Origin of the sequence: Brevibacterium metallidurans (genome assembly GCF_037101285.1) — a bacterium.
GTDB lineage: Bacteria > Actinomycetota > Actinomycetes > Actinomycetales > Brevibacteriaceae > Brevibacterium > Brevibacterium metallidurans.
This window is the reverse complement of record NZ_BAAAAF010000001.1, coordinates 159,605-172,456: the sequence shown is the minus strand read 5'-3', so window position 1 is coordinate 172,456 and position 12,852 is coordinate 159,605. Positions and strand designations below refer to the sequence as shown.

The window sequence follows — 12,852 nt, the reverse complement described above, 5'->3', positions numbered from 1 at the left end:
GTGAGCACGGGACGGTGATGAGCCGATGACGATGCTCGCCGTCGCCGAGGCGCGCGCGAAGGCCCGCTCGAAGCTGACCGCGGCCATGGCGGTGTGGGCGGCACGACCGGCCGAGGCGGCCGGCATCGACATCGCCCTCCACCCGCCGACGGAGGCCCAGGTCCTCGCCGATCAGCGGGCGGCCGCCGCATGGGCGGCGAGCTGGCGCGCGATCGCCGGGCCCGAATCCCCAAGCACCGGATCATCGAGCACCGAGTCCCCAAACCCCGAGTCCCCAAACACTGAGCCCTCGACCACCACCGGCGTGCGCGTCGACTGGGCCGCACGATCTTGGGCACGTGTCGGACGCCAGCAGGTTCCCCTCCGGCTGCGGTTGTCCGGCGCCGAGGCGGTCGCCGGCTTCGTCGGCGGCGACCCGGCCCGCCGGTGGCGGTGCCTGCGCGATCGGGCCGCGATCATGCGCGCGCGATTCGGGGAGACCGAGGCGCTCGCCTCGGCGATCCGGGCACACGGAAAACGGATCCTCGGCCTCGACGATGAGGCCTTCACCACGCTCATCGACGTCGTCGACTGGCTGCGCGCCCACCCCGTGGGCCGCCTGCGCCCTCGCCAGCTGCCGATCCGCGGAGTCGACTCGAAGTGGTTCGAAGCCCACCGCAGCCTCGTCACCGCTCTCCTCACGGCCTCCGGGTGCCCCGCCGCGCTCGACGTCCTCGACGCCGAACCCCGGATCCGGATGCGCATCCTCGACGAACACCTGGCCCCGCACGGGCTTACCGACATCACCGCCGCGGTCAGCGACCTCGACGCCCTCGACCTCTCACCCGAGGTCGTCTTCGTCTTCGAGAACCTCGAATCCGTGCTCGCGATGCCCGCCTGGCCTGGCGCGGTCGTCATCCACGGCTCCGGCTACGCCGTCGACACCGTCGCCGAACTCGGCTGGGTCGCGTCGACCCGGGTGATCTACTGGGGAGATCTCGACAGCCACGGCTTCGCGATCCTCGCCCGCCTGCGTACGCATCTGCCCGCCGCCGCCTCGGCGCTCATGGACGAAACGACGCTCCTTGACCACCGGGACCTGTGGGTGGGCGAACCCCGCCCGCACACCGGGCGCCTGAGCGGTCTGAACGGCTCCGAGGACCGGGCTCTCGCCCGGATCCGGGCGGAGGGCGATGTCCGCCTCGAACAGGAGCGCATCCCCTGGGCCACCGCCCTGGCCTCCCTCGCCGAGGCGGTCGACAGTCCCGGTGCCCCCTCCAGCACCACCTCGGCGGGGACATCGGACCCCGGCACCGCCTCGACGGGAGAGGTCGACGGCACCACCTCGGCGGGGGAGGCCAGGTGACGGACCGTCCGCGTGGGGGGCTCGTCGCACTCTGCCTCGCGGAGCTGACGAGTTGGGGGCTGCTCTACTACTCCCTGCCGGTCGCGGTCACCCCGATCTCCGATGACACGGGATGGAGTCACACGGCGGTGACCGGTGCGCTCACGGTCGGGCTCATCGTCTCCGCGCTCGCCGGGGTGCGGGTGGGCAGGCTCCTCGACGCCCACGGCCCGCGGTGGATCATGAGCACGGGCGCGATCATCGGAGTGCTCGCGCTCCTCCTCGTCGCCGCAGCCCCGAACCTGCCGGTGTTCTTCCTCGCCTGGGCGCTCGCGGGATTCGCCCAGGCCGCGACGCTCTACCCACCGGCGTTCGCCGTCGTCACCCGCTGGTACGGCACGCAGCGGGTCAAGCCGCTGACGACGATCACGCTCGTCGGGGGACTGGCCTCAACGGTGTTCGCCCCGCTCATCGCCTGGCTCATCGACTCCCTCGGCTGGCGACCGACCTACGTAGTCCTCGCCGCGCTGCTCGGGCTCATCACTCTGCCCCTGCACCTGCTCTTCCTCAATCGAGCCTGGACGGACACGGCGGCCGCGACCACCCGCAGGCCGACCCGGGCGGAGATCCGCACCGTCACCCGGGCACCGCGCTTCATCCTCCTGCAGCTCGCGGTCGCGGCGGCGACGTTCTCCCTGTTCGCGGTGACGATCAACATCATCCCCGTGCTCACCGAACGCGGCGCCGCATACGGGCTGGCCGCGTTCGCGCTCGGCCTCGTCGGCTTCGGCCAGGTCGCCGGGCGCTTCGGCTACCCGAGCATCGAGCGGCACACCTCGGCGCGCACGCGCACCGTCATCCTCTTCGCCTCGGGGGCGCTCGGACTGTGGCTCATCGCCCTCGTCCCCGGCCCGGTCTGGCTGATCATCGGCATCGCCATGGTCACCGGCGGGGTGCGCGGCTGCATGACGCTCTTCCAGGCCACCGCCGTCGCCGACCGCTGGGGGACGACCCACTTCGGGGCGATCAACGGGGTCTTCGTCGCCCCCATCACCGCAGGCACTGCCCTGGCCCCGGTGGCCGGTCCCGCGCTCGCCGAGGTGCTCGGCAGCTACTCGCTCATGGCCGTGACGATGGCCGGACTCCTCACCGCCGCGACCGTGCTCTCCGCGCGGACGTGACCCGCCATCTCAGCCTGAGAGACAGACGAAATTCGCTGTTGACTTTGTTTTTTCAATAGATAAACTAACTTTTCAAGCGGCTGTGACGGCCGCCACGCTGAGCCTGAGCGCATGCGCCGGACTCCGCGCCTCGCACCAGCGAGAAGCACGCCGCACGAGCGAGCACCACGCACCAGCAAGCACCGCGCACCACGTCGCACCACCTCGCACCGCCCGGACCGGGGACAGCCGGCCGAGTTCAGAGACGAACAGACGAACGGACCGAAGGAAACGTCAATGACGACGACACGTCACCTGCTCACCCTCACTGCCCTTGCCGCCTCGGCGAGCCTGATCCTCTCCGGATGCGCATCGGGCGGTACCGGATCGGCACCCGCCGGCGACGGATCGCTGTCGTTCAACACGAGCGAACCGAAGTCGATCCTCCCGCAGAAGGAACCCGGCTCGCAGATCGGCATGGCGCTGTGCGCGAACCTCATGGAGATGAACGTCGAGACGCAGAACTACGAACCCCTCGTCGCCGAATCCGTCGAATCCGAGGACTCGACGAAGTGGACGATCACCCTCAAGGACGGGTGGACGTTCCAGGACGGCACCCCGGTCACCGCCTCCTCCTACGTCGACGCGTGGAACAAGACCGCGTACGGGCCCAACGCATGGCAGGGCAACGGTTCGTTCACGACGTTCGTCGGCTACGAGGACCTCAATCCCGCCGAGGGCGAACCGAAGGCGAAGGAGCTCTCCGGGGTGACGACCCCGGATGAGAAGACCATCGAGGTCACCCTCGACGCCCCGAACTCCGACTTCCCGATGCTCCTGTCGACCAACCCGCTCTGCCCTCTGCCGCAGGCCGCGTTCGACGACCCGGACGGGTATGAGAAGAACCCGATCGGCAACGGACCGTACAAGTTCGCCTCGTGGGACAACGGCGTCGCCGTCGAACTCGAGAAGTGGGCGGACTTCCCCGGCGGCCAGGCGTTCTCCGGAGGTGCGGACAGACTCGTCGCGAAGATCTACACCGCCAAGGACGCCGCCTACACCGACTTCACCGCCGGCAACCTCGACATGATGCGCAACACGACCCCGCAGATCGTCGAGAAGGCGAAGAACGACGTCGGCGAGGACGCGATCTACGAGGTGAAGACCGGCAGCAAGCAGTACTCGCTCCAGTTCCCCGACTACCTCGAGGAGTACAAGGACCCCGACTTCCGCAAGGCCGTGTCGATGTCGATCGACCGGCAGAAGATCGTCGACGCCCTCCTCAAAGGCCAGGGCCAGCCCTCCGATTCGCTGCTGCCGCCCAGCCTCGAGGCCTACCAGCAGGGTGCCTGCGAATCGTGCACCTTCGACCCCGCCCAGGCCAAGCAGCTGCTCGAGAAGTCCGGCTTCTCCGGCACTCTGACCATCTCCTACGCCAGCGGCGGCAGCGACCAGGTCATCCAGGCCGTCGTCCGCCAGATCCAGGACAACCTCGGCATCGAGGTCAAACTCGATCCCGTCCTGCCGACCGAGCTCTCGGAGAAGCGGACCACCGGCAAGCTCGAAGGCGCGACCTACGGGCTGTGGGGCTGGACGTACAAGAGCCCCGACCAGTTCCTCAGCCAGTATCAGACCGGCGGTGACGGCAACGAGGTCACGCAGTACAGCAATCCGAAGGTCGACGACCTCCTCACCCGGGCCCGCGGAGAACAGGACCCGGCCAAGCGCAACCAGCTCTTCGCCGACGCCGAGGAGCTTATCCTCGCCGACCTGCCCGCCGTCCCGCTGTTCATCCCCAAGGACTACGGACTGCGCTCCCAGTGCGCGGCGATGAACGAAGTCCAGGGCGACATCCAGTTCTACCGGGCCGGCTATGCCTGCTGACACCGACGGCCGGGAACCGCTCATCGGACTCAAGCAGCGCAACACCGGCCTCATCCTCCGCCACGTGCTGCTCAACCCCGGCCGCTCCCGGTCCGAGATCGCCAAAGAGGTGGGACTCTCCGCCCCGACCGTGACGAACCTGACCGGAGAGCTCATCGACGCGGGCCTCCTCCACGGACGCGACTCGAAGTCGGGCAGCCTGGGCAGGCCCCGGGTTCCGCTCGCCGTCGACCCGGAGACCCGGTCTGTCCTCGGCATCCACTTGGGGCCGCGGGTGACGGGTCTGAGCATCATGGGCCTCGACGGCACGGAGCGGACCTCCCAGCTCGTGCCCCACGTCGACCTCGACGGGCCTGCGGCGATCGCGAAGGTCGTCCTTGCCGCCCAGGAGCTCCTCGCCTCTCGCGCACCCGGGGAGGTCCTCGGTACGGGGATCGCCACGGGCGGTCACGTCGATGTGCGCGAAGGCCGTGTCGTCGACCAGCCGAGCGCCGGCTGGTCCGACCTCGACGTCCTCACCCCGTTCCGGCAGGCGCTCACCGGACCCGTCGTCTTCGAGCACAATGTCCGCGCCGCAGCTCAATGGGAACTGCTCTACGGGGTGGGCCGTCAGACCGATGACTTCCTCCTCCTCGCCGTCGCCTCCGACGTCGGCTGCATCAGCGTCCGGCAGGGTGCGATCCGCAGCGGCGCCACCCACCGGGCGGGGATGATCGCCCACTTCGTCGTCCCCGGTTCGAACGTGCCGTGCCGCTGCGGCCGCACCGGGTGCTTCGGTGCCGCGGCCAGCGACGACGGCCTCATCGCCCAAGCCCGGAACGCAGGGCTGTCGACGATCAGCTCCCTCGAGGGCCTCGTGGACGCGGCCGCGGCCGGGGATGCCACGGCCGCGGCTCTCATCGTCGAACGCAACCGCGCGATCAGCTGCATGGCCGCCGCCCTGTTCGACCTCGACGATCCCGGCCGCCTCGTCATCGCCGGTTCCCCCGCCGAGGTGCCCGCCCACTTCGCGGACATCCGCGTCGGGGTGGGGGCTGAGTCCGTCATCGGGTCCGATGCCGCCGAGCGCGTCGTCGTCTCCAACGGCCACCTCATGAACCTCACCCTCTATGCGGCGGCGACGATGGTGGCCAGGGTCCTCGACGATCCGCTCGCCCTCGTCGCGGACACCGTGGTCCAGGGGGCCTGATGCTCGCCTACACCGTGCGTCGGGTCCTGCAGATGATCCCCGTGGTCATCGGTTCGACCTTCATCATCTACGCGCTGACCTTCCTCATGCCCGGCGACCCGATCGCCGCGATCACCGGGTCGCGGCCGCTGCCGGCCTCGACGGTCAACCAGATCCGCGAGGCCTACAACCTCAACGACCCGTTCCTCATCCAGTACGGGAAGTACATGCTCGGGCTCCTCCAGGGCAACCTCGGCATCGACCTCTTCGGCCGTCCCGTGGCGGGGCTCATCGCCGAACGCCTCCCGGTGACCCTGCAGCTCGGACTCACCGCGTGGGTGCTCAAACTCGCGATCGGCCTGCTCATCGGCATCTACTCCGGGCTCAAGCACAACCGTCCCGCCGACCACTTCGCGCTCTTCTTCACGGTGTTCTTCATCGGCGTGCCCGGCTTCGTCGTCGCCCTCGGCGCCCAGACTCTGTTCGGGATCAGGCTCAACTGGGTCGATCCGGCGGGCATCGGAGCCGGCTGGCCGATGGCGTTCATCCTCCCGGCCCTCGTCATGGCCGTCGAATCCTCGGCGGGACTGGCCAGGCTGACCCGGACCAGCCTCGTCGACGTGCTCCGCACCGACTACATGCGCACCGCCATGGCGAAGGGGCTCAGCCCCGAACGCCGCATCTGGGGCCACGCCCTGCGCAACACGATGATCCCCGTGTCCACGTACCTGGGACTCAGCCTCGCCGGGATGCTCGGGGGCACCGTGATCATCGAGGCGATCTTCAACATTCCCGGCATCGGGCAGCTCATGGTCGCTGCGATCAACAACAAGGAGGGCACGACCGTGGTCGGCATCGCGACCTTCCTCGTCATCGCCTATCTCCTGTTCAACCTCGCCGTCGACCTCATGTACGGCCTCATCGACCCGAGGGTGCGAGTATGACCCAGCAGATCACCGCCGTTCCCGTCTCGAAGCAGACCACGCTCAAGGGCACCCGGATGCGCAGGCTCCTGCGCCGGCCCCGCCTCGTCATCTCCGCGAGCCTCGTGCTCATGATGATCCTCATGGCCGCGTTCCCGCAGATCTTCACCGGGTTCGGTCCCGGCCCGCAGACCGGCTGCGACATCCTCAACAGCAACCTCCCGCCCTCGGCGCAGAACTGGTTCGGCTACGACCCGCAGGGCTGCGACTACTACACGAACGTCATCTACGGCGCCCGCGCCTCGATCGTCGTCGGCCTCCTCGTCTCCGTCGCCTCGTTCGTCGTCTCCGCGGTCCTCGGAGCCCTCGCCGGGTTCTACGGCGGCTGGGTCGACATGATCATCTCCCGGGTCTGCGACATCGCCTTCGGTCTGCCGTTCATCCTCGCCGCGATCGTCATCCTCCAGCTCTTCTCCGAACGCTCGATCCTCACCGTCGCCTTCGCCCTCGCCCTCTTCGCGTGGCCCGGCGGCGTGCGGTTCATGCGCGCCTCCGTCCTCTCGATCCGCGACCGCGAGTTCGTCCAGGCCACCCGGGTCCTCGGCGGCAGCGACTCCCGGCTGATCTTCACCCACATCGTCCCCAACGCCCTCACTCCGCTCCTCGTCCTCCAGACCCTGGGCATCGGTGGGGCGATCGGCGCCGAGGCGGGCCTGACGTTCATCGGCATCGGGCTGACCCCGCCGTCGGTGTCGTGGGGACTCCAGCTCTCCGTGGCCCGCGAGTACATCTCCACCGTGCCTCACCTGCTCGTCTTCCCCGCCGTCTTCCTGTCCGTGACCGTGCTCGCGTTCGTCCTCTTCGGTGAGGCGATGCGCGACGAACTCGACCCGAAGGGAGAGGGCCGATGACCGATCCCCTCGCCGAGGCGACCGCCCCCAATCCGTCCACTCTTCCGCCCGGCGTCGCCATGTCCCCCGCGCTCACGGTCTCCGACCTCGTCGTCGAGTTCGCGACCGCCCGCGGCACCGTGCGCGCGGTCAACTCCGTCGACTTCGCGGTGCCCGCGGGCAGGGCGGTCGGCATCCTCGGCGAATCGGGGTCCGGGAAGTCGGTGACCGCCTCGGCGATCATGGGACTCCTGCCCACCCCGCCGGCACACATCAGATCCGGGTCGGTCCGCCTCGGCGAGGTGGAGCTCATCGGCATGCCCGAACGCACCCGCCGGTCGGTCATCGGCTCGACGATCAGCATGGTCTTCCAGGATGCGCTCTCCGCGCTCAACCCCGTCCATCCCGTCGGGCGGCAGATCGCGGAGCTCTACCGCGTCCACCGAGGGATGGGGCGGAAGGCCGCGAAGTCGGCGGCGGTGGAGATGATGCGGCGGGTGCGCATCCCCGACCCCGAGGCCCGGGCCAGGGACTTCCCGCACCAGTTCTCCGGGGGCATGCGGCAGCGCATCGTCATCGCGATGGCGCTCGCCCTCGACCCGGACGTCCTCATCGCCGACGAACCGACGACCGCCCTCGACGTCACCGTCCAGGCCCAGATCCTCGACCTGCTGCGCGAACAGCAGCGGGCCCGCGGGATGAGCCTCGTCCTCATCACCCACGACATCAACGTCGTCCGAGAGGTCACCGATGAGGTCATCGTCATGTACGGGGGCCGGATCGTCGAGAGCGGTCCCACCGCCGAGGTGCTCGCCTCCCCGTCCCACCCCTACACCCGGGGTCTGGCCCGGTCGATGGGCGCCGAGGTGGCGAAGGGGGAGCGCATCCCCGCGATCGCCGGCGCCCCGCCGGACCTGCTCAACCTGCCCGCCGGGTGCGCGTTCGCACCGCGATGCGAGTTCGCCGCCGAGGCGTGCAGTCAGCTGCCCGCCCGCGAACCGGTGGGACCGGGCCGGACGAGCGCCTGCTGGCTGAGTGAGAGGGTGGCACTCCTGTGACGACGACGATGACGCACACGCGCACCGCGACAGCTGCGGAAGCGGCGACGCCGCTGCTCGAACTCCGCCATGTCAGCCGGACCTACCGGCTCAAGCGCCCCCTGCCGATCGGACCGCATCGGATCGTCAGCGCCCTCGACGATGTCAGCCTCCGCCTCGGCGACGGGGAGACCCTCGGGGTCATCGGGGAGTCCGGGTGCGGGAAGTCGACGCTCGGCCGCATCGTCTCCGGCCTCGAAGCCCCGAGTTCCGGGCAGGTCCTCTTCTCCGGTGAGGACGTCACCCGGTTGGGGAAGGCCGAGCGGAAGGAGATGCGGCGGAACATCCAGCTGATCTTCCAGGACCCGTCGGCCTCGCTCGACCCGCGCAAGACGGTGGGCAGGATCGTCGGCGAGCCCTTCGAGATCCATCGCGGCCTCGTCTCCCCGGAGCGGCGGCGGGCGAAGGTCGGCGAGCTCCTCGAACTCGTCGGACTCAACCCCGATCACGCCGACCGACTGCCGCACCAGTTCTCCGGCGGCCAGCAGCAGCGCATCGGCATCGCCCGCGGGATCGCGCTCGAACCGCGGCTGCTCGTCTGCGACGAAGCGGTCTCGGCCCTCGACGTGTCCGTGCGGGCGCAGATCGTCAATCTGCTCGCCGACCTGCAGCGCGAGTTCGGTATGAGCTACCTCTTCATCGCCCACGACCTGCAGATCGTCGAACATATGTCCGACCGGATCCTCACCATGTACCTCGGTCGGGTCGTCGAGACCGGGCCGACCCGTGAGGTCTACGAGAACACCTCCCACCCGTACACAGGGGCGCTGCTCTCCGCGGCGCCGGAGCTGCGGACCGGGCGCGGGATCGAGCGCGAGCATGTCGTCCTCAGCGGGGACCCGCCCTCGCCGATCGACCCGCCCTCGGGCTGCCGCTTCCGCACCCGGTGCTGGATGGCGACGGAGATCTGCGCGACGACGGTGCCGCAGCCGGTGACCATCGCGGGCAGGAGCTCGGGGTCCGGGCGGCCGGACGACGCGGGTTCGGGGGAGAGCGCTCAACTCGGGACCGCCTCGGCGGGGGAGGACTCCGGGACCGCCTCGGCGGGGGAGGACTCCGGGTCCGCCTCGGCGAGAGACGCTTCGAGCACCGCCTCGGCGGGAACGACCGCAGCACAGCCGGCCGGCACGCACACTGCGGCCTGCCACTTCGCGGCCGAGGTCCCCGCCGCACTCTCCCTGACCACGACAGCGCACCCCACGACGACCCCGGAGGAGACACGGTGAGAACGACGACGACAACGCAGCAGGCGACGATGAGGATCGGGATCGTCGGGTTCGGTCTGCGGGCCAGCCTCACCAGGTACGCGCACGCACCCGAGAACGGGCACGAGGTGACGATCGTCTGCGACATCAGCGAACGCGGACGCCGGGACGCCGCCGCGCGGATCCCCGGGGTGACGGTCACGGACAGCCTCGGCGAGCTGCTGTCCTCGGGCATTGACGCCGTCCTCGTCCTCACCCCTGACTTCGCGCACGCCCCCGTGGCGATCGCATGCCTCGAGGCGGGGATCCCGACGTTCTGCGAGAAGCCGCTGGCGACGACGATCGAGGATGCCGACGCGATCCTCGCGGCCGCCGCACGCACCCGCACCCGGCTCTACGTCGGGCACAACATGCGGCACATGCCGGCGATGCGGACGATGAAGGACATCATCGACTCCGGTCGGATCGGGCAGGTCAAGGCCGTGTGGTGTCGGCACTTCGTCGGCAACGGCGGGGACTACTACTTCAAGGACTGGCACGCCGACCGCAGCAAGTCGACGGGGCTGCTCCTGCAGAAGGGCGCCCATGACATCGACGTCATCCATTGGCTGGCCGGGGCGTTCACGCGCTCGACGGCGGCGATGGGAGCGCTCACCGTCTACGGCGACATCGCCGACCGGGCGGACAACTCGCAGCGGCGCATGGGGGAGTGGTTCGACGTCGGCACCTGGCCGCCGGAGACGCAGACGGGGCTGAGCGAAGTCATCGACGTCGAGGACGTCTCGCAGGTGAACATGACCCTGCGCAACGGAGTGCTCGCGAGCTACGAACAATGCCACTTCACCCCGGACTACTGGCGCAACTACACGGTCATCGGCACTCGCGGGCGGATCGAGAACTTCGGCGACGACGACGGCGATGCCATCGGCATCTGGGACCGCAGACACGACGGGTCGGCCCCGCCGGACGAGACCGTGAGGGTCGCCGGCGAGCAAGGCGGTCACGGCGGGGCCGACCCGAACCTCATCGGGGAGTTCCTCCGCTTCGCCCGCGACGGCGGGACGACGGAGACCTCGCCGGTGGCCGCCCGCGAAGCCGTGGCGGTCGGGTTCCAAGCGACGGCGTCCCTGCGCGGAGGCGGTTCGGCGCTGCCCATCCCACAGCTCGACCCGGAGATCGTCGACTACTTCGAGCGCGGACAGGCCTGAGGGGGCCGGGGCTGCCCTTCGTCCCGCCTCTGCGTCCTTTGCCCACCCGTTGCCCACCGGGATCTGCGGGTGGACGAACCCCGGACCGCACACCGGTCGGCTGGCCGGTCCGATCGCCACCTAATCGCTCCGAGGTTCTGCAGGCGGCCGCGAAAGAAGGTGAAGCAGCCGTTGTCGGTGGTCGTGGAAGGTCGTTGTACGGTTCTGAAGCTGTCCACATATGTAAAGTGCATTTCCTCGTACGCCTGACGTGTAAAAAAAGTGGGAGAAATTTTACATGTCAGGCGTACGCGTCAAACGTGCTTTACACGTGCACCGTACGGCGAGTTTGACCGAGTCGCCGGTCAGGCCCTGCGCGCGAGAGCGTCGTCTGACCCCGGTGGGTCGCGTCGTGCCCCGGGTCTGCCGCTGCGCTCTCGATCCCGCCTCAGTCCGCGCGACTGTGACCTCTGCCCCATTCCCGCGTTGACCCGGTGGATCCCGTTTGAATTCCTCTGGGCTGACTGTGAACATTAGGTGTCCTGAATGTGAACAGAAGGGGAATCTGTGGGAGAGCGACTGAGGTCCGGTCTGGGATGGCTCGCAGCGCCGAGCCCGGCACCGCGGCTGCCCGAAGACGAGGTGGCGCGACGGTACCCCCGGCTGCGGGCGCAGGTATTCATGGGCATCTTCGTCGGCTATGCGGGGTTCTACCTCATCCGCAACAACGTCCCCCTCGTGGGCAGCCTGCTCATCGACGAAGGTCGGATGAACCCCGTCGGACTGGGGATCATCGCGAACGCGGCACTCATCGCCTACGGGTTCTCGAAGTTCTTCTCCGGGATCGTCTCCGACCGGTCCAACGCCCGCCTGTTCCTCCCGATCGGCCTCGCACTCTCGGCGGTGGCGAACCTGCTCATCGCCGGCGTGCCCTGGCTGTCGTCGTCGATCGCGATGTTCGCGATCGTGATGTTCGTCAACGGCTGGGTGCAGGGCATGGGCTGGCCGCCAAGCGGGCGCGTCCTCGTCCACTGGTTCTCCACGAGCGAGCGGGGCATCAAGACCTCGATCTGGAATGTCGCCCACAACGTCGGCGGATTCTTCGTCGGCGTCCTCGCCGCACTCGGCCTCCAGCTCACCGGTGACGACTGGCGGTCCGTCTTCTGGCTGCCGGCGCTCGTCGCCCTCGCCGTCGCCCTCTTCGCCTTCCTCATGATCCGCGACACCCCCGAATCGCAGGGACTGCCCCCGATCGAGGAGTACCGGGACGACCCGGCCAAGGTCGAAGCCGACGCGCACGAGGCCGAAACGCTGAGCACCTGGCAGACGATCGAGAAGTACGTGCTGCGCAATCGGACGATGGTCCTCCTCGCCCTGGCCAACGTCTGCGTGTATGCGCTGCGCTACGGGATCCTCACCTGGACGCCCGTCTACCTCTCCGAGGTGCGCAATGCCAGCCTCACCGGGGGCATCGCCGGCTTCTCGCTGTTCGAACTCGCCGGCATCGTCGGCACGATCCTCTGCGGCTGGCTCTCCGACAAGGTCTTCCGCGGCAACCGCTCGATCACGGGCATCGTCTTCATGATCGCGGTGGCCGCCGCGACCGCCGTGTACTGGCTGGCCCCCGCCGATGTTCCCCTCTGGATCCCGCTCGCGACGGTGACGGTGATCGGCGGCCTCATCTACGGTCCCGTCATGCTCATCGGGCTGCAGGCGCTCGATCTGTCCCCGCGGAACGTGGCCGGAACCGCGGCCGGCTTCACGGGACTCTTCGGCTACGTCCTCGGCGCGACGATGGCCTCGAGCGGAGTCGGACTGGTCGTCCACAACTTCGGGTGGGACCTCACCTTCGCCCTCCTCATCGCCCTCTGCCTCCTCGCCGTCGTCTTCCTCGCGATCATCAACCAGGACGAGAAGAAGTCGATCGCCGAGCACCGGGCACACGCGGCCGTGAGCTGACGACCGCCTCGGCGGGCCCCGGCTCCGGCACTCGAGGTGTCGCCGCACTCACACC

Annotated in this window: 10 protein-coding genes; all 10 read left to right on the top strand. The window is 69.1% G+C overall.

The annotated features are described in order from the left end of the window. The first annotated feature begins 25 nt into the window (after positions 1-25). Positions 26-1,345 carry a Wadjet anti-phage system protein JetD domain-containing protein gene (locus tag AACX88_RS00765; RefSeq protein ID WP_339391195.1) on the top strand — a complete coding sequence of 440 codons (1,320 nt, stop codon included), beginning with the start codon at positions 26-28 and terminating at the stop codon, positions 1,343-1,345. Beyond that, positions 1,342-2,505, top strand: a complete 1,164-nt coding sequence (locus AACX88_RS00760; protein WP_339391194.1) for an MFS transporter — start codon at positions 1,342-1,344, stop codon at positions 2,503-2,505. The genes AACX88_RS00765 and AACX88_RS00760 overlap by 4 nt, the downstream gene beginning before the upstream one ends. Positions 2,506-2,781: 276 nt before the next feature. Then, positions 2,782-4,368, top strand: coding sequence for a peptide ABC transporter substrate-binding protein (locus AACX88_RS00755; RefSeq protein ID WP_339391193.1), 1,587 nt, complete (start codon positions 2,782-2,784; stop codon positions 4,366-4,368). After that, entirely contained in the window at positions 4,358-5,557 is a 1,200-nt protein-coding gene (locus AACX88_RS00750; protein ID WP_339391192.1) for an ROK family transcriptional regulator, read from the top strand. Before AACX88_RS00755 ends, AACX88_RS00750 begins: the two co-directional genes overlap by 11 nt. Next, the gene (locus AACX88_RS00745) at positions 5,557-6,480 is read left to right on the top strand and encodes an ABC transporter permease (protein WP_339391191.1); all 924 of its coding nucleotides are present in this window, start codon (positions 5,557-5,559) and stop codon (positions 6,478-6,480) included. The genes AACX88_RS00750 and AACX88_RS00745 overlap by 1 nt, the downstream gene beginning before the upstream one ends. Beyond that, entirely contained in the window at positions 6,477-7,370 is an 894-nt protein-coding gene (locus AACX88_RS00740) for an ABC transporter permease (protein WP_339391190.1), read from the top strand. The genes AACX88_RS00745 and AACX88_RS00740 overlap by 4 nt, the downstream gene beginning before the upstream one ends. Further along, positions 7,367-8,407 (top strand): ABC transporter ATP-binding protein, encoded by a 1,041-nt coding sequence (locus AACX88_RS00735; protein WP_339391189.1) that lies wholly within the window; start codon positions 7,367-7,369, stop codon positions 8,405-8,407. Before AACX88_RS00740 ends, AACX88_RS00735 begins: the two co-directional genes overlap by 4 nt. Next, positions 8,404-9,672: an ABC transporter ATP-binding protein gene (locus tag AACX88_RS00730; protein WP_339391188.1), complete on the top strand. Its 1,269-nt coding sequence runs from the start codon at positions 8,404-8,406 to the stop codon at positions 9,670-9,672. Before AACX88_RS00735 ends, AACX88_RS00730 begins: the two co-directional genes overlap by 4 nt. Positions 9,673-9,701: 29 nt before the next feature. After that, on the top strand, positions 9,702-10,859 hold the full coding sequence (locus AACX88_RS00725; RefSeq protein WP_339391540.1) for a Gfo/Idh/MocA family protein: 1,158 nt from the start codon (positions 9,702-9,704) through the stop codon (positions 10,857-10,859). A gap of 546 nt (positions 10,860-11,405) precedes the next feature. Further along, entirely contained in the window at positions 11,406-12,797 is a 1,392-nt protein-coding gene (locus AACX88_RS00720) for an MFS transporter (protein WP_339391187.1), read from the top strand. The last annotated feature ends 55 nt before the right edge of the window (positions 12,798-12,852 follow it).